The following is a 16,706-nucleotide window of genomic DNA, read 5'->3' as shown; positions in this document are numbered from 1 at the left end:
CCATCGTCGCCACCCCCTATATCTTGGGTTTCGAGCGCACGAACGGCTACAACGGAACCAACCGCGCACGGACCACTCTGATGGCTCCGGCGGCTCCGCAAAAAAGCATTTTCCAGACGTACTGAAAGCATCGACGGCGCTCACCGCAAGGAGCCCTTCATGACGATGGAAAAGCGGTACGGGTGTTGCAACGGACGCTGTAAACAGACAGTCAACACCACTAGGTATTGTGTTCGACGGCAAAACGCCACGAACCCGCCAGGGCCAGGGAGGCACGCACAGTCCCCACCCTCAGCATTCGAATGAAGCAGCCGCCGCGAGGCCGGCTGCCCGGCTCTTTATCGATTCAAGGGAATGGGCGCCCCGGCGCCCGCTAGCAAAACCATTACGAGAACGTGGAGATACCCACCCATGCATACCGACACCACACGCGAGAACCCGCAGGCCAGCGCGCCGCAGGCCGCCGATTCGTCGCAGGATCTGGCCGCCACCGCGCCGGGCCAGCTGCGCGTGATCAAGCGCAACGGCACCGTAGTCCCCTACACCGATGACAAGATCACCGTGGCCATCACCAAGGCGTTCCTCGCCGTGGAAGGCGGCACCGCCGCCGCCTCGTCGCGTATCCATGACACCGTGCGCCGCCTGACCGAGCAGGTCACCGCCACCTTCAAGCGCCGCATGCCGTCCGGCGGCACCATCCACATCGAAGAGATCCAGGACCAGGTCGAACTGGCCCTGATGCGCGCCGGCGAGCAGAAGGTCGCCCGCGACTACGTGATCTACCGCGAAGCCCGCGCCGCCGAGCGCAAGAACGCCGGCGCCGCCAGCGATGTCGCCCAGCCGCACCCGAGCATCCGCATCACCCGCGCCGACGGCAGCCTGTCGCCGCTGGACATGGGCCGCCTGAACACCATCATCAGCGAAGCCTGCGAAGGCCTGGCCGAGGTGGACGGCGCGCTGATCGAGCGCGAGACCCTGAAGAACCTCTACGACGGCGTCGCCGAGAAGGACGTCAACACCGCCCTGGTGATGACCGCGCGCACCCTGGTCGAGCGCGAGCCGAACTACTCCTACGTCACCGCCCGCCTGCTGATGGACACCCTGCGCGCCGAAGCCCTGGGCTTCCTCGGCGTGGCCGAGAGCGCCACCCATCACGAAATGGCCGAGCTGTACGCCAAGGCCCTGCCGGCCTACATCGAGAAAGGCGCCGAGTTCGAGCTGGTCGATGCCAAGCTGAAGGAATTCGACCTGGAGAAACTGGGCAAGGCCATCGATCACGAGCGCGACCAGCAGTTCACCTACCTCGGCCTGCAGACCCTGTACGACCGCTACTTCATCCACAAGGACGGCATCCGCTTCGAACTGCCGCAGATCTTCTTCATGCGCGTGGCCATGGGCCTGGCCATCGAGGAGAAGGACCGCGAGGCACGCGCCATCGAGTTCTACAACCTGCTGTCGTCCTTCGACTACATGAGTTCCACCCCCACCCTGTTCAACGCCGGCACCCTGCGTCCGCAGCTCTCCAGCTGCTACCTGACCACCGTGCCGGACGACCTGTCGGGCATCTACGGCGCCATCCACGACAACGCCATGCTGTCGAAATTCGCCGGCGGCCTGGGCAACGACTGGACCCCGGTGCGCGCGCTGGGCTCCTACATCAAGGGCACCAACGGCAAGTCCCAGGGCGTCGTGCCCTTCCTGAAAGTGGTCAACGACACCGCGGTCGCGGTCAACCAGGGCGGCAAGCGCAAGGGCGCGGTCTGCGCCTACCTGGAGACCTGGCACCTGGACATCGAGGAATTCCTCGAGCTGCGCAAGAACACCGGTGACGACCGTCGTCGTACCCACGACATGAACACCGCCAACTGGATCCCCGACCTGTTCATGAAGCGCGTCTTCGACGACGGCTCCTGGACCCTCTTCTCGCCGTCCGACGTCCCCGACCTGCACGACCTCTACGGCAAGGCCTTCGAGGAGCGCTACGAGTACTACGAGGCCCTGGCCAGCTACGGCAAGCTGAAGCTGCACAAGGTCGTCCAGGCCAAGGACCTGTGGCGCAAGATGCTCTCCATGCTGTTCGAGACCGGCCACCCGTGGCTGACCTTCAAGGACCCGTGCAACCTGCGCAGCCCGCAGCAGCACGTGGGCGTGGTGCACAGCTCGAACCTCTGCACCGAGATCACCCTGAACACCAACAAGGACGAGATCGCCGTCTGCAACCTGGGCTCGATCAACCTGGTCAACCACATCGTCGACGGCAAGCTGGACACCGCCAAGCTGGAGAAGACCGTCAAGACCGCGGTACGCATGCTCGATAACGTCATCGACATCAACTACTACTCGGTCCCGCAGGCGCAGAACTCCAACTTCAAGCACCGTCCGGTCGGCCTGGGCATCATGGGCTTCCAGGACGCCCTGTACCTGCAGCACATCCCCTACGGTTCGGACGCGGCCATCGCCTTCGCCGACCAGTCCATGGAAGCCATCAGCTACTACGCGATCCAGGCTTCCTGCGACCTGGCCGACGAGCGCGGCGCCTACCAGACCTTCCAGGGCTCGCTGTGGTCGCAAGGCATCCTGCCGATCGACTCGGAGAAGAAGCTGATCGAAGAGCGCGGCGCCAAGTACATCGAAGTCGACCTGTCGGAAACCCTCGACTGGGCGCCGCTGCGCGAGCGCGTACAGAAAGGCATTCGCAACTCGAACATCATGGCCATCGCGCCGACCGCGACCATCGCCAACATCACCGGCGTCTCGCAGTCGATCGAGCCGACCTACCAGAACTTGTACGTGAAGTCGAACCTCTCCGGCGAGTTCACCGTGATCAACCCCTACCTGGTACGCGACCTCAAGGCCCGCGGCCTGTGGGACCCGGTCATGGTCAACGACCTGAAGTACTACGACGGTTCCGTGCAGCAGATCGAGCGCATCCCGCAGGACCTCAAGGACCTCTACGCCACCGCGTTCGAAGTCGAGACCCGCTGGATCGTCGAAGCCGCCAGCCGTCGCCAGAAGTGGATCGACCAGGCCCAGTCGCTGAACCTGTACATCGCCGGCGCCTCGGGCAAGAAGCTCGACGTGACCTACCGCATGGCCTGGTTCCGCGGCCTGAAGACCACCTACTACCTCCGTGCCCTGGCCGCCACCAGCACCGAGAAGTCCACCATCAACACCGGCAAGCTCAACGCCGTGTCGGCCGGTGGCAACGACGGCCTGCAAGCCACCCCGGCCGCCGAGCCGAAGCCGGCGCCGGTGCCGCAGGCATGCAGCATCGACAACCCCGACTGCGAAGCCTGCCAGTGATCGCGCGTCGCTGAACGGCGTCCGTGTCGCGGCCGGGCAGCCCGGACTCCTCGCGTGGGTCCGGCCTGCCCGGCGCCTGACGGTCGCTCGTCCAGCGCCACGCTGGCAGCACAAGGCCCCTCGCCAGGGCCAGGAACAATCCCCTTCTTCCCTCCGGGGGAGAAGAACGGCCCGGCCAGACCGTGCCGGACCACCGCTTTCGCGTGCACCTCACGCCCCATATCCAGGCCGCCGAGACGGCCGCCAGACCAGGAGAGAGCAAGATGCTGAGCTGGGACGAATTCGACAAAGAAGACCCGACCGAAGCCAAGGCCGCGCCCGCCGCCGCCCAGGCCGTTGCCCAGGGCCATGACAAGCTGGACGACGAAGCCGCCGGCTCGGTGGAAGAAGCGCGCGCCGTTTCCGCCGACGACTCCGACGCCGTCGCCCGCGCCAAGAAAGCCCTGAACGACCTCGACATCCAGGAAGGCCTGGACGACCTCGAAGGCTCCGCCGCGCGCGTGCAGGTCGGCGACAAGCAGATGATCAACGCCCGCGCCGACCTCAACCAGCTCGTCCCCTTCAAGTACGACTGGGCCTGGCAGAAGTATCTGGATGGTTGCGCCAACCACTGGATGCCGCAGGAAGTCAACATGAACGCCGACATCGCCCTGTGGAAGAGCAAGGACGGCCTCAGCGAGGACGAGCGGCGCATCGTCATGCGCAACCTCGGCTTCTTCTCCACCGCCGACTCGCTGGTCGCCAACAACCTGGTGCTGGCCGTGTACCGCCTGATCACCAACCCCGAGTGCCGCCAGTACATCCTGCGCCAGGCCTTCGAAGAGGCGATCCACACCCACGCCTACCAGTACTGCATCGAGTCGCTGGGCATGGACGAGGGCGAGATCTTCAACATGTACCATGAGATCCCCAGCGTGGCGAAGAAGGCCTCGTGGGGCCTGAAGTACACCCGCTCGATCTCCGACCCGATGTTCCAGACCGGCACCCCGGAAACCGACCGCCAGTTCCTGCGCAACCTGATCGCCTACTACTGCGTGCTGGAAGGCATCTTCTTCTACTGCGGCTTCACCCAGATCCTCTCCATGGGCCGCCGCAACAAGATGACCGGCACCGCCGAGCAGTTCCAGTACATCCTCCGCGACGAGTCGATGCACCTGAACTTCGGTATCGACGTGATCAACCAGATCAAGATCGAGAACCCGCACCTGTGGGACGCCCAGATGAAGGACGAGGCGACCCAGATGATCCTCCAGGGCACCCAGCTGGAGATCGAATACGCGCGCGACACCATGCCGCGCGGGGTGCTGGGCATGAACGCGGCGATGATGGAGGACTACCTGAAGTTCATCGCCAACCGGCGCCTGACCCAGATCGGCCTGAAGGAAGAGTATCCGGGGACCACCAACCCGTTCCCGTGGATGTCGGAGATCATGGACCTGAAGAAGGAGAAGAACTTCTTCGAGACGCGGGTTATCGAGTACCAGACGGGCGGAGCACTGAGCTGGGATTGAGATTCTCGATTTAGGTCAAGATCGTTAGACGCTGTCGCCGGAAAGGGATTTCGGGACAGTGGTAGAGATGAAGAGCCCCGCCTTGTGCGGGGTTCTTCATTAAAGAGAAATAAAAACCCAAGGTGTTCAGCAAGTTAATTCACCAAATCAAATAGAAGATATGTGCCAAGCTCACTATCCCCAAGACACCATCGACAGACTATTTGAGGACTGTCAAACAGCCCTAGAAAACAAGAAATAAAAACATGCCCAACCATTCGCTCAATCTGAAATCTCCGTAGGGCGAATAACGCGCAGCGTTATCCGCCAGCTGGCCAAGGTACGCTCCGAAATCCTTCTGGATACACGGACGATCCCCAATGCCAAGCTACCGACGAACCTGGGTCCCCGGCGGCACCTATTTCTTCACCGTCACCCTGCATGACCGCCGCTCCAACCTGCTGACCCGCGAAATCGACCTGCTGCGCCGCGTGGTCGCCCAGACCAGGCGCCGGCATCCCTTCCGCATCGATGCCTGGGTCGTGCTGCCGGAGCACATGCATTGCCTCTGGACCCTGCCGCCCGACGACGCCGATTTCGCCACCCGCTGGAAGGTCATCAAGTCCGGCTTCGCACGGCGCATCCCCTGCCACGAATCACGTACCTTCGCGCAACGGCGGCGAGGACAACGCGCCATCTGGCAGCAGCGCTACTGGGAACACCTGATTCGCAATGACACGGACTGCCGGCGCCATTTCGACTACATCCATCTCAACCCTGTGAAACACGGGCTGGTTACGGCGGTCAAGGATTGGCCCTTCTCCACCTTCCACCGGGCCGTGGCTGATGGGCTTTATCCCGAGGATTGGGCCGGTGATCCTTCCTTGGAGGTCCGGGCGGCCGAGCGGGTTTGAGTCTGCTGGCGGATAACGGCTGTGCCGTTATTCGCCCTACCCCGGCTACCAAGTCTTTTTCTCGGCCTCGCAGGATGGCCGGCCCCGAGAAAGTAACCAAAGCGCTTGCCCCTGCATTCGGCCTCCTACACGACGATTCCGCTCGGCCTCCTGATGGGGCGGACCGGAGCATCGGATGTTTCTCTGGAAGAGGTAGGGCGAATAACGCGAAGCGTTATCCGCAGCTACACAGGATTTTCCTGTAACGCCCGAGCATCGGGGGATTGAAAGAACTTCGTCAAGTCGATGTACAAGCAATGGCTTCAGAGAATCGGCGGATAACTGCTTTGCAGTTATTCGCCCTACCGTTGACCGCTATCGGTGCGCTCCATAATCATTCTTCGGCGCTAAGAACGCATACCACCCAGCGGCAAACCGCTCCCGAAAGTAGCGGTGTATTCCATTGAGGAAATGCGTATGCCATTCGTTTTTCAACCCACCCTATTCATCCCCTCGCGGCACGACACCAACACCACCTCCCCGGAGGTGCGTCATGTCTGACGCCCTCCTCCACCCCAGCCGTTTCACCCACCACCATCGGGTCCTGCGCGCCGTGCTGCTGGATGAGGAAGGCTGGTTCGTGCTCTCCGACCTGGTACGGCTGCTGGGCCGTTACCTGGGCGGTCGGGCGCCGGCGGCGTTGTGTGACGAGGCGCCGTGGCCGCTGGCGACGACGGAACAGCGCGAGCGCTTGTTCGCCCTCTGTCATGCGCTGGAGCGGCATCTGGACACCGATCAGTGGCGGCTCGCCTGGCTCCATGACGAACGCCACGGGCCACGCCAGGACTGCCTGGTCAGCGAGTCCGGGCTCTACGCTCTGCTCTGGCTCGCAGTGCCTGGCGCGGCACGAGGCTTGCGCCGTTGGGTCAGCGGCTCGGTACTGCCACGCCTGCGCAGCCAGGCCCGCCCCAACGCCACGCCCCAGCGCGCCGTGCTGCACTGGAAAACCGCCGAGATCGACACCCTGCACTGGCAAGGCAAGACCTGGATCCCCCTCTGCGACTGCCCCCAACTCCTCGACAGCCCACGCCCGCTGATCCGGGCCTGACCCCGCCACATGCCCTGAAAGGAGTCAGGGCTTGAAGCAGCGGAGTGACCTGCTTTTACATGACTACTTGTCGTGGCCTGCAATCAGCACCGGCCTGTAATCCATCGCGGCCAACCAGAATTATCTGCGACTGACGGATAGGCTGGGCTCAGATTAATTGCAAGTTTGCAATCCATTCGACGGGCTCGTGCTCTTTGCGACTGACGCTCATACTGGTAATCCGGCACTTTGCATCTTTTCCTGCAACTCGGTCGCTCGCGCCGAGTCCAGCGTATTGCTGAACAACGCACTAACCTCCGTAGGCCTGGCATCGAACTGCTCTACCAGGCTTTTATGGTTTATCTTGCTAGTAGTCGACGCGCTTCTGCATCTCGAGACGGGAAGCCACTCTCTACGAGAAGACAGAAGCCCCTCACAGAGGCCTCTGTCTACACCTACTAAAGTTCGGCTTATTATATGTATTTATATTCTTTCAATAGATCACTCAGCGCTATTTTAAGCTCACCCTCTGTAAGTTCACCTGGGCGCTCTTTCTTTCCTTCGGTAAAGCTGTCGGCCAGACCAAACATTAAACTCAAGCATCTCCCAAGCGATGCATCATCTTGGGCCAGCACCCCTGAATCGCGCTCGGACCTCCAAGTCTTAAAAAATTCTTCGCTGAAGGTTTTCCCGTCAATCGATGAGGCTAATAGCTTCTTTGCAATATCTATCATTTCCATGCTCATCTTAAAGCACCTCATTTTTCATGTAAAAATTGTATTGATCCGTGCCAGGCTCAATCCTCCACCCAGAAACAAACATCCCATCCTCTCCAATGATAACAACAATATTAGTCCTGGCATTGTAATGTACTTTTGATTTTACTTCGGAGTGGTAAGTCCCTTTTTCTACGGTTGCAGGATCAGCAAGGTGCTCAAGAATTTTATCCCTAAACTCTGCAAGCGTTCCATTGTTGGCGCTTTTTTTCACCCAGCCCAAAATCATATTTGTGGCTATCAAATTTTTTCTGTAGTTGCCTCCGTGTGAAGATACCACTATCAAGAGGACTACTGAGCATTACATAAACAGGTTTGACTCCAGAATCCGCCGGGAAAATCACGATCAGATCGTTTAGGTCCAGTAGCACTCCCGGATAGGACTCCGGCTTGGTCTTCAACGGTGTGAGGGTCACCCCCTCATATACCGGCACCGGCTTCGGTACGACCGGAGTGGTACTCGAAGGGTTCTGGTTTCCTGGAGGACTCGCCGGCGTCCAGGTCAGGATCAGTGGCGGCGCTTCTGCGGTCGTAGAGGGAACCGTAACCTCGTACAGGCCTGTCGTGGCATTGTAGGCCGCCATCCGGACCGGAACGGCTTTCGGAACGCTCACACCATCGGTGCTGACCACCGAAAGGGTCGTCGTGTTGCCTCGTGCCTCGTTGGTCAGGCGCATCGGCAGATCGACGGTACCGCTGGCTTTTGCAACCGCGTTCAGGTTTACGCTTGGGGGAAGCCCCAATTTAGCGGCATCCATGCCCAGGGCGTAACGAACGCTATCGGGCGTTTGGTCCTGCCATTGCTCGGCAGTCCGGGAGGAGTAGGTCAGACTGGCAAAGCCCACGGCCATCACCGAGGGTGCTGAAGCCAAGACCCGGCCCAGGACGGCAATCGCATCGGAGATCGCTTGAGCAAGGGATGCGGCGCCTTGTGCGACCTGGATCAGACCCCGGCCTGCGGCGGTGGCGACAACGCTGCCATTGGCTGGCATGGCATAAGTATTGGCAGCCCTGATCGCCGCTTGACGAGCGATTTCCTTGCGCCTTGCCGTTTCGGCGTTCAGCTTGTCCAGCCGGGCTTGCAGGCTGGCGATTTCATCCACTAGGAGATCGGCGTTGTAGGTTGCCTTTTGTTTCTCCAGTGCATTGGGTGCCTTGGCAATCAAGGCATTGTTTGCAGTCTGCAATTTCTTCTTATTGGCGATCGCCTGCGTAACCAGTTGAGTAGCGCGTTCAAGCCACTGCTCTGGCGTTGGATTGGTCAGTTGAGGCAAAGCATTCCCAGCCTGGTCAAGCTCGGACTGCACTTTTTTCTCGACATTTGCCTTCCTGGCCTTGTAGTCCGCCTCCACCTCAGCAGCGGCTCGCTGGGCTTCTGCTTCCAATGACCGGGCTTTATTCTCCAGCTCTTGAGACGTTTGTTTCAAGATAGCGATTTGCTCCTTATAGATATCGGCGCTGTACGCTTTGGCCAGCTCACTCATATGGCGATCCAGGAACTCTCCATAGAATTTTCGGCTGGCCAGCAACTGACTCTGGTACATCGACTCTGACTTCTGAGGAAAGTCTGAAGCCGTATAAAGATTGGCCGGGCGATCCTCAATGACCTTTAGCGATTTTGCTTTGGCATCCATGAGTGCATCAACGATACTCTTTTCATCGCGGATGTCATTGGCACTGACCGCTTTACCTGGCAACCCCGCTTCATTCTTGAGTTCATCAACCTCCTTCAGGGTTTCATTTTTCAGGTTTTTCTTGAGCTCTGAATGGGACTTATCAAGCGTACTTCTTAGCTTCCTGTACTCCTGCATTCCAGTACCGACATACGGACTTGGTCCTGGTGGGACAAATGGTGGAGTACCGTAGCTTGATCGAGCAGGAATATACTGGATTATGTCACGCCCACCACCCTGCACATGTGTAATAACCATCGAACCAGGTTCGTAATCATTGACAGCCATAGATCGCCCCTACATTAATTTGAAAGTGTAATGTATTGAGCGACTCCCACCTCGAGAACCCTCTCCCAGTCAATAAGCCCCAATGCATCGGCAATACACTGCAATCAACTTCAATATCCCGTGTTTAGATGATCCAGAAGGTGCGCTCTCTCACCTCTTATAATCGCGCCTGCGTCAAACGGTCATTTCCTTAACGCACACCTCATCTACCCCGGCCAGTCACGGAAGCCGCATACCTTCGGTTCATTAACGAACTCCCACTTTCAAAATTCATCCATGCCGCCCCTTCGCGAGCTTCCGGACAAAACCACGCTGATTGCGAGCCCAGCGTTTTTGATTGCAAGCCGCTGCACTTGGTCAGGCCGTTTCCGCAGCGCATGAAGTCCTGGCCGATCTACCGGCAGGGCCAGCCATCGTTCGACGAATAAAGCCACCTCAGCCATGATGCCCTTTCCATCCCCAGCGGAACCCCGACATGGACGCCAAAGCCCTGCTCCTCGGCAGCCTCTGCCTGGCCGCCCCATTCGCCGACGCGGCGACGCTCGACAATGCCCTCTCCGCCTGCCTCGCCGCCCGGCTCGGTGCACCGCACACGGCGGAGGGCCAGTTGCACCTGCCACTCACCCTTGAGGCCCGGCGCTCCACCGGCGAATGCGGCTGTACCTCAGCGCTGGTGCGATATCGGCTGCTGGCCAGGGGCGCCAGCGCCGACAGCCTCGTGCTTCAAGAGGGGCTGCTCGATAGTCGCCAAGACACGCCGCGCACGCTGACCCTGGCGGCGGACGCCGGCTTGGCGAGCGGCCGCGAACTGGTCGTCACCCTGGGTTGCCAGGCGCCTGACTGACAGGCCGGGCTGCCACCACCAGGCCGAGATGGACGCCCTGCATGCACACGCCGATCGGCAAGCCTCCCGTTCGCACATTCACCACTCTGCAATCCAGTTCATAAATCCCATAAAAGCCCTCTTCCGCTCCCCGCCAGCCTCCCCGCATCCCGCACCCTAGACGCCCCGCCGCTCTCCGCCGGCCCGCCCGACAAGAAAAACCAACCGCTCGATCAGCCTCATCCTTCACCCATCACAGGAGCCATCGCGATGCACCTGATACCCCATTGGATCCCCCTGGTCGCCAGCCTCGGCCTGCTCGCCGGCGGCTCGTTCGCGTCCGCCGCCGAGGAAGCCTTCGACCTCTGGAACGAATGCGCCAAGGCCTGCGTGCTCGACCTCAAGGACGGCGTGCGTTCCAGCCGCATGAGCGTCGACCCGGCCATCGCCGACACCAACGGCCAGGGCGTGCTGCACTACTCCATGGTCCTGGAGGGCGGCAACGACGCGCTCAAGCTGGCCATCGACAACGCCCTCAGCATCACCAGCGACGGCCTGACCATCCGCCTCGAAGGCGGCGTCGAGCCGAACAAGCCGGTGCGCTACAGCTACACGCGCCAGGCACGCGGCAGTTGGTCGCTGAACTGGCTGGTGCCGATCGGCAACGAGAAGCCTTCGAACATCAAGGTGTTCATCCATGAACTGAACGCCGGTAACCAGCTCAGCCACATGTCGCCGATCTACACCATCGAGATGGGCGACGAGTTGCTGGCGAAGCTGGCGCGCGATGCCACCTTCTTCGTCAGGGCGCACGAGAGCAACGAGATGCAGCCGACGCTCGCCATCAGCCATGCCGGGGTCAGCGTGGTCATGGCCCAGGCCCAGCCGCGCCGGGAAAAGCGCTGGAGCGAATGGGCCAGCGGCAAGGTGTTGTGCCTGCTCGACCCGCTGGACGGGGTCTACAACTACCTCGCCCAGCAGCGCTGCAACCTCGACGATACCTGGGAAGGCAAGATCTACCGGGTGCTCGCCGGCAACCCGGCGAAGCATGACCTGGACATCAAGCCCACGGTCATCAGTCATCGCCTGCACTTCCCCGAAGGCGGCAGCCTGGCCGCGCTGACCGCGCACCAGGCCTGCCACCTGCCGCTGGAGACTTTCACCCGTCATCGCCAGCCGCGCGGCTGGGAACAACTGGAGCAGTGCGGCTATCCGGTGCAGCGGCTGGTCGCCCTCTACCTGGCGGCGCGACTGTCGTGGAACCAGGTCGACCAAGTGATCCGCAACGCCCTGGCCAGCCCCGGCAGCGGCGGCGACCTGGGCGAAGCGATCCGCGAGCAGCCGGAGCAGGCCCGTCTGGCCCTGACCCTGGCCGCCGCCGAGAGCGAGCGCTTCGTCCGGCAGGGCACAGGCAACGACGAGGCCGGCGCGGCCAGCGCCGACGTGGTGAGCCTGACCTGCCCGGTCGCCGCCGGTGAATGCGCGGGCCCGGCGGACAGCGGCGACGCCCTGCTGGAGCGCAACTATCCCACTGGCGCGGAGTTCCTCGGCGACGGCGGCGACATCAGCTTCAGCACCCGCGGCACGCAGAACTGGACGGTGGAGCGGCTGCTCCAGGCGCACCGCCAACTGGAGGAGCGCGGCTATGTGTTCGTCGGCTACCACGGCACCTTCCTCGAAGCGGCGCAAAGCATCGTCTTCGGCGGGGTGCGCGCGCGCAGCCAGGACCTCGACGCGATCTGGCGCGGTTTCTATATCGCCGGCGATCCGGCGCTGGCCTACGGCTACGCCCAGGACCAGGAACCCGACGCGCGCGGCCGGATCCGCAACGGTGCCCTGCTGCGGGTCTATGTGCCGCGCTCGAGCCTGCCGGGCTTCTACCGCACCGGCCTGACCCTGGCCGCGCCGGAGGCGGCGGGCGAGGTCGAACGGCTGATCGGCCATCCGCTGCCGCTGCGCCTGGACGCCATCACCGGCCCCGAGGAGGAAGGCGGGCGCCTGGAGACCATTCTCGGCTGGCCGCTGGCCGAGCGCACCGTGGTGATTCCCTCGGCGATCCCCACCGACCCGCGCAACGTCGGCGGCGACCTCGACCCGTCCAGCATCCCCGACAAGGAACAGGCGATCAGCGCCCTGCCGGACTACGCCAGCCAGCCCGGCAAACCGCCGCGCGAGGACCTGAAGTAACTGCCGCGACCGGCCGGCTCCCTTCGCAGGAGCCGGCCTTCTCGGGGCCTGGCCATACATCAGGTTTTCCTGATGCCAGCCCAATCGAATATGAATTCATCCTGATAGGTAATCCGCCTAACCTGCGTCTGCCACGCTTTCGCTCGTCCCGGAAGCGGCCATAACAATTCCAATAGCCGACGAGGACTCTCCATGCTCACCCATCGCATCGGTGGCATCCGCCTTTCCCCTTCCCCGCAGCGCTCGCCCGGAGACCGCCATGACTGATCTCCGCGATGCCTCCCGCGACGAACGCCTGCTGGCGGCCCACGGCTATCGCCAGGAACTGGAGCGCGGGCTGAGCCTGTGGTCGTCCTTTTCCGTCGGCTTCGCCACCATTTCGCCGGTGGTGGGCATCTACTCGGTGATGTCCCTCGGCGCCATGAGCATGGGCCCCTCCTGGGTCTGGGTGGTGCCGCTGTGCCTGCTGCTGCAGTTCGGCGTGGCGCTGGTCTACGCCGAGCTGTCCTCGCAGTTTCCGCTGGCCGGCGGCTGCTACCAGTGGGTGCGACGCCTGGTGGGCGACCGCCTGGCCTGGTTCACCGGCTTCCTCTACCTGGCTTCGGCGCTGGCCTCGCTGACTACCGTGGCCTACCTCGGTGGCTTCTGGCTCGGCCTGCTGGCGACCGGCGCGCCGCCGTCGGCCAACGGCCAGGTGCTCTGCGGCGCGCTGCTGCTGGCGCTGGGACTGGCGGTGAACCTGCTGGGGATCAACCCGTTGAAGTACTTCGTCAATGCCGGGATCGTCGCCGAGGCCATCGCCTCCATCGGTATCGGCGTGCTGTTGCTGCTGTTCTTCCGCAACCATCCGCTCGATCTGCTGTTCAGCGGCCCGGGCGGCACAGGCGATGCGGACGGTTCCTACCTGGACGGCGTGCTGACCGCGCTGGCGGTGGGCGGCTGGGCTTTCCTCGGCTTCGACGCCTGCTCGCAGATTTCCGAGGAAACCACCGATGCCCGCGTCTCCACTCCCCGGGCGATCCTGCGCTCGATGCTGGTGGTGGGATTCACCGTGATGCTCACCGCCTTCGCCGTGACCCTGTCCTACCAGGACATCGGCGCGGTGGTCAGCGGCCAGGTGGTCGACCCGGTCACCCCGGCGGTGGTGGACGCCTTCGGCGCCTGGGCCGAGCGGCCCTTCGTCGCAGTGGTGCTGATCGCCTTCGTCGCCTGCGTGGTGTCGGTGCAGACCTACATCGGCCGGGCGATCTTCGGCATGGCGCGCGACGCCATCCTGCCCGGCTCCGCCCTGCTGCGCCGGGTCGACCGGCGCAAGGTGCCGATGGCGGCGATGGTCTGCAGCACGCTGCTGGCCAGCCTCGGCCTGGCCCTGGGGCTGAACGCCACGGCGGTCGGCACGCTGATCGCGTTCGGCAGCGGCGGTTTCTTCGTGGTCTTCCTGATCGTCGCCGCCTGCGCTCTCTGGGCCCGCCTCGTCGGCCGCTGGGACCCGGACAAGGGCGCCTTGCGCCTGGGGCGCGCGGGGCTGGCGGTGAACGTCCTGGCAGTCGCCTGGCTGTCGTTCGAGGCGCTCAACGTCGCCTGGCCGCGGGCCAGCCTCGCCCCGCCCGACGCGCCCTGGTTCCAGGTCTGGGCGGTGGTCGTGGTGTTCTCCGCGCTGGCCGCGTTCGGCCTGCTCTACATGCTCATCGCCAAGCCGCATCGGCGCATCGCCACCAGCCTCAGCTTCGCCGCTCCGCCGGCGGACTGACCCGCACGCGCCGGCCGTTCCGGCGCCTCCTCCGGTTGTTCCCGCACGCTGGCTTCGCGCCCGGCGGGGCCCGGATCATCCTGCTTTCACGGAGCATCGCCATGAGCGACCTGCATTACTGGAACTACCCCACCGATATCCTCTGCGGCGTCGGCGCCCTGGAACAACTGCCGAGGCGTTGCGCGCTGGCGGGCGCACGCCGGCCCCTGCTGGTCACCGATCCCGGCATGCTCGCCCTGGAGCCCCTGCGCCTGGTGCGCGAGTGCCTGGAACGCGCCGGCATCGACCATGACCTGTTCCACGAACTGTCGAGCAACCCCAGCCTCGCTGAAGTCCACGGCGGCGCCAGGCGCTTCGAGGCTGGCGGGCATGACGCGCTGATCGCTCTCGGCGGCGGCAGCGCCCTCGACGCGGCCAAGGGAATCGCCCTGCTCAGCCGCGATCCGCACGGCCTCGAACGCTTCGAATGGACCCAGACGCTGCGCAGCTATCCGACCCTCGCCGACTACCCGCTGCTCGGCCTGCCGCCGCTGCTGGCGCTGCCCACGACCGCCGGCACCGGCTCGGAACTGGGACGCGAGGCGGTGCTGACCGACACGCAACTGGGCATCAAGCGGGTCGTCGGCCATCGCGAGCTGCTGGCCGCCTGCGTATTCCTCGACCCGCGCCTGACCCGCGGGTTGCCGCCGGCGCTGAGCGCCGCCACCGGCATGGACGCCCTCACCCATCACCTGGAGGCGCTGTTCTCGCCGCTCTACCATCCGATGTCGGCGGGCATCGCCCTGGAAGGCGTGCGCCTGGTCAGGCAGCACCTGGAAAACGCCGTGCGCGACGGCAACGACCTCGCCGCCCGGGAAGGCATGCTGGTAGCCTCGGCCAGCGCCGCAGTGGCATTCCAGAAGGGGCTTGGCGGGGTCCACGCCCTGGCCCACCCGCTGGGCGCTCGCCATCACCTGCACCACGGCCTGCTGAACGCCGTGCTGCTGCCCTACGTTCTGCTGGCCAACCGCCCGGCGGTAGAAGCCGACGCCGCGCGCCTGGCGCGCTACCTGGAACTCGACGAAGCGAGCTTCGACGGCCTGCTGGCGTGGATCCTCGAACTGCGCGCGCGCATCGGCATCCCGGCGAACCTCGCCGCCCTCGGCCTGGATGGCGAGGACGCGCAATGGGTGGGCGAGCAGGCGCTGGCCGACCTGTCGTCCTCGGCGACCAACGCCCTGCCGCTCGATGCCCGGGATTATGCGCGCATCTACCGCCAGGCGGTGGCCGGGACTCTCGCCTGAGCGCTCAGGACGCCAGGCCGTGGACCTGCAGCAGGTCGTCGATGAAGGCGCGGGCGGCTTCGCTGAGGGGGCGCCCGGCATAGACGATCATGCTGTGCTCCACCGGGTAGCTCAGCCGCTCCGGCAACAGCGCGCGCATCCGCCCACGCTCGATCCAGGCTTCGGCGTAATGGGTCGGCAGGTAGCCCAGGTGGGTGCCGGCCAGCACGGCATGGGCGACCGCTTCCATGTGGTAGGCGGTGGCGCGGCTGCGCGACGGGCGTAGCGGCAGGACCAGGTTTTCCGGCAGAAAGCCGTGCATCACCCAGTCACAGGCGGCGATCCGCTCCAGGGTCGGCTGCGCCTCGGCGAACAGCGGATGGCGATCGCCGCAGAACACGCCGATCTCTTCGCGATACAGCGGGCGGTATTCGAGGCTCGGCCGCGAACGGCTGAAATAGGAGATCGCCAGGTCCAGCTCGCCTTCGATCACCGCCAGTTCCAGCTCGGTGGGCGAATTGACGAAAAGGTTCAGTTGGACATCCTGGTCGCGCCGCTGGAAGCGCGCCAGCGCATCGCCGAAACGGGCCTGGGGCAAGGTCGCGAGATTGTCCGCGAGGCCCAGGTACAGCTCCCCGACCAAACGTCCGGACAACGCCTGCGCCTGGTCGCGAAACAGGCCGATGGCGTCGAACATCGTTCGCGAAGCCTCCAGCACCCGGCGACCCTTGGCGGTCAGTCGGAAACCGCCCTTGCCGCGCTCGCAGAGCCGGTAGCCGAGGCGCTTCTCCAGGCTGGCGATGTGCATGCTGATGTTCGACTGGCTCATGTTCAGCTCGGCCTGGGCCGCGGTGAAACCGCCGCACTTCACCACGCAGGCGAAGATGCGCAACAGACGCAGGTCTAGGTCGGTGACGTTTCTCAGCATGGCGGTCCGATCCGGCGCGAGGTCCCGCAGTCTAGCCGAGCGCCGCGACACGCGGCCATCCAGCGGCGGCGCACGGCGCACCAGAGGCGCTGGCGTATCATCGAAAATCTGGTCTATTCCAATTTCTTGAAAATACGTAGAAAAGTCCCGCCCAAAGGTGCCGCCAGGACAAGAAAATGCACCAATCCCAGGCAATCCCTCGAAAAAATCGAATCGTTTCGCCCTGCTTTTGGTCTAGACCATAAA

The 16,706-nt window shown here is 63.5% G+C and carries 12 protein-coding genes and 1 pseudogene; 8 read left to right on the top strand and 5 right to left on the bottom strand.

What is annotated here, in order from left to right; translation table 11 throughout:
* The first annotated feature begins 411 nt into the window (after positions 1-411).
* The 4 genes from HMPREF3014_RS03030 (at position 412) to HMPREF3014_RS03015 (ending at position 6,794) form a co-directional block, all read left to right on the top strand.
* Positions 412-3,303, top strand: a complete 2,892-nt coding sequence (locus tag HMPREF3014_RS03030) for a ribonucleoside-diphosphate reductase subunit alpha (RefSeq protein WP_019372026.1) — start codon at positions 412-414, stop codon at positions 3,301-3,303.
* 263 nt (positions 3,304-3,566) lie between these two features.
* Positions 3,567-4,814, top strand: a complete 1,248-nt coding sequence (locus HMPREF3014_RS03025; RefSeq protein ID WP_003086547.1) for a ribonucleotide-diphosphate reductase subunit beta — start codon at positions 3,567-3,569, stop codon at positions 4,812-4,814.
* A gap of 359 nt (positions 4,815-5,173) precedes the next feature.
* Complete coding sequence (locus tag HMPREF3014_RS03020) at positions 5,174-5,707, top strand: REP-associated tyrosine transposase (RefSeq protein ID WP_004348668.1); 534 nt, start codon at positions 5,174-5,176, stop codon at positions 5,705-5,707.
* A 532-nt stretch (positions 5,708-6,239) separates the two neighbouring features.
* Positions 6,240-6,794, top strand: coding sequence for a BRO-N domain-containing protein (locus HMPREF3014_RS03015; protein ID WP_023087670.1), 555 nt, complete (start codon positions 6,240-6,242; stop codon positions 6,792-6,794).
* 452 nt (positions 6,795-7,246) lie between these two features.
* Here the strand turns inward: HMPREF3014_RS03015 and HMPREF3014_RS03010 are convergent, their stop codons facing one another.
* The 4 genes and pseudogenes from HMPREF3014_RS03010 to HMPREF3014_RS34750 form a co-directional block, all read right to left on the bottom strand.
* Positions 7,247-7,519, bottom strand: a complete 273-nt coding sequence (locus HMPREF3014_RS03010) for a colicin immunity domain-containing protein (RefSeq protein ID WP_016561652.1) — start codon at positions 7,517-7,519, stop codon at positions 7,247-7,249.
* Position 7,520: 1 nt separating this feature from the next.
* The gene (locus tag HMPREF3014_RS35360) at positions 7,521-7,778 is read right to left on the bottom strand and encodes a colicin D domain-containing protein (protein ID WP_223699913.1); all 258 of its coding nucleotides are present in this window, start codon (positions 7,776-7,778) and stop codon (positions 7,521-7,523) included.
* Positions 7,723-8,307: an S-type pyocin domain-containing protein gene (locus HMPREF3014_RS35355; protein WP_223699915.1), complete on the bottom strand. Its 585-nt coding sequence runs from the start codon at positions 8,305-8,307 to the stop codon at positions 7,723-7,725. The genes HMPREF3014_RS35360 and HMPREF3014_RS35355 overlap by 56 nt, the downstream gene beginning before the upstream one ends.
* A gap of 337 nt (positions 8,308-8,644) precedes the next feature.
* Positions 8,645-9,510 (bottom strand): annotated as a pseudogene (locus HMPREF3014_RS34750) (hypothetical protein).
* A 475-nt stretch (positions 9,511-9,985) separates the two neighbouring features.
* Between HMPREF3014_RS34750 and HMPREF3014_RS03000 the strand changes: the two are divergent.
* From HMPREF3014_RS03000 to HMPREF3014_RS02985, 4 genes are all read left to right on the top strand, one after another.
* Complete coding sequence (locus HMPREF3014_RS03000) at positions 9,986-10,354, top strand: DUF2195 family protein (protein ID WP_003112477.1); 369 nt, start codon at positions 9,986-9,988, stop codon at positions 10,352-10,354.
* A gap of 249 nt (positions 10,355-10,603) precedes the next feature.
* Complete coding sequence (gene toxA, locus HMPREF3014_RS02995) at positions 10,604-12,520, top strand: exotoxin A (protein ID WP_023087672.1); 1,917 nt, start codon at positions 10,604-10,606, stop codon at positions 12,518-12,520.
* A gap of 259 nt (positions 12,521-12,779) precedes the next feature.
* Positions 12,780-14,270 (top strand): APC family permease, encoded by a 1,491-nt coding sequence (locus HMPREF3014_RS02990; protein WP_016851884.1) that lies wholly within the window; start codon positions 12,780-12,782, stop codon positions 14,268-14,270.
* Positions 14,271-14,371: 101 nt separating this feature from the next.
* Positions 14,372-15,553, top strand: a complete 1,182-nt coding sequence (locus HMPREF3014_RS02985; protein ID WP_009876076.1) for an iron-containing alcohol dehydrogenase — start codon at positions 14,372-14,374, stop codon at positions 15,551-15,553.
* Positions 15,554-15,557: 4 nt separating this feature from the next.
* On the opposite strand, the gene HMPREF3014_RS02980 is transcribed toward HMPREF3014_RS02985, so the two are convergent.
* Complete coding sequence (locus HMPREF3014_RS02980; protein ID WP_003086538.1) at positions 15,558-16,460, bottom strand: LysR family transcriptional regulator; 903 nt, start codon at positions 16,458-16,460, stop codon at positions 15,558-15,560.
* Positions 16,461-16,706: the final 246 nt, after the last annotated feature.

Origin of the sequence: Pseudomonas sp. HMSC065H01, from assembly GCF_001815235.1 — a bacterium.
GTDB lineage: Bacteria > Pseudomonadota > Gammaproteobacteria > Pseudomonadales > Pseudomonadaceae > Pseudomonas > Pseudomonas aeruginosa.
This window is presented reverse-complemented; position numbering and strand designations above follow the sequence as displayed.

Coding starts and splice junctions, on each gene's coding strand:
- HMPREF3014_RS03030 (WP_019372026.1), top strand. CDS start 412: ATGCATACCGACACCACACGCGAGAACCCGCAGGCCAGCGCGCCGCAG.
- HMPREF3014_RS03025 (WP_003086547.1), top strand. CDS start 3,567: ATGCTGAGCTGGGACGAATTCGACAAAGAAGACCCGACCGAAGCCAAG.
- HMPREF3014_RS03020 (WP_004348668.1), top strand. CDS start 5,174: ATGCCAAGCTACCGACGAACCTGGGTCCCCGGCGGCACCTATTTCTTC.
- HMPREF3014_RS03015 (WP_023087670.1), top strand. CDS start 6,240: ATGTCTGACGCCCTCCTCCACCCCAGCCGTTTCACCCACCACCATCGG.
- HMPREF3014_RS03010 (WP_016561652.1), bottom strand. CDS start 7,519: ATGAGCATGGAAATGATAGATATTGCAAAGAAGCTATTAGCCTCATCG.
- HMPREF3014_RS35360 (WP_223699913.1), bottom strand. CDS start 7,778: ATGATTTTGGGCTGGGTGAAAAAAAGCGCCAACAATGGAACGCTTGCA.
- HMPREF3014_RS35355 (WP_223699915.1), bottom strand. CDS start 8,307: ATGGATGCCGCTAAATTGGGGCTTCCCCCAAGCGTAAACCTGAACGCG.
- HMPREF3014_RS03000 (WP_003112477.1), top strand. CDS start 9,986: ATGGACGCCAAAGCCCTGCTCCTCGGCAGCCTCTGCCTGGCCGCCCCA.
- toxA (WP_023087672.1), top strand. CDS start 10,604: ATGCACCTGATACCCCATTGGATCCCCCTGGTCGCCAGCCTCGGCCTG.
- HMPREF3014_RS02990 (WP_016851884.1), top strand. CDS start 12,780: ATGACTGATCTCCGCGATGCCTCCCGCGACGAACGCCTGCTGGCGGCC.
- HMPREF3014_RS02985 (WP_009876076.1), top strand. CDS start 14,372: ATGAGCGACCTGCATTACTGGAACTACCCCACCGATATCCTCTGCGGC.
- HMPREF3014_RS02980 (WP_003086538.1), bottom strand. CDS start 16,460: ATGCTGAGAAACGTCACCGACCTAGACCTGCGTCTGTTGCGCATCTTC.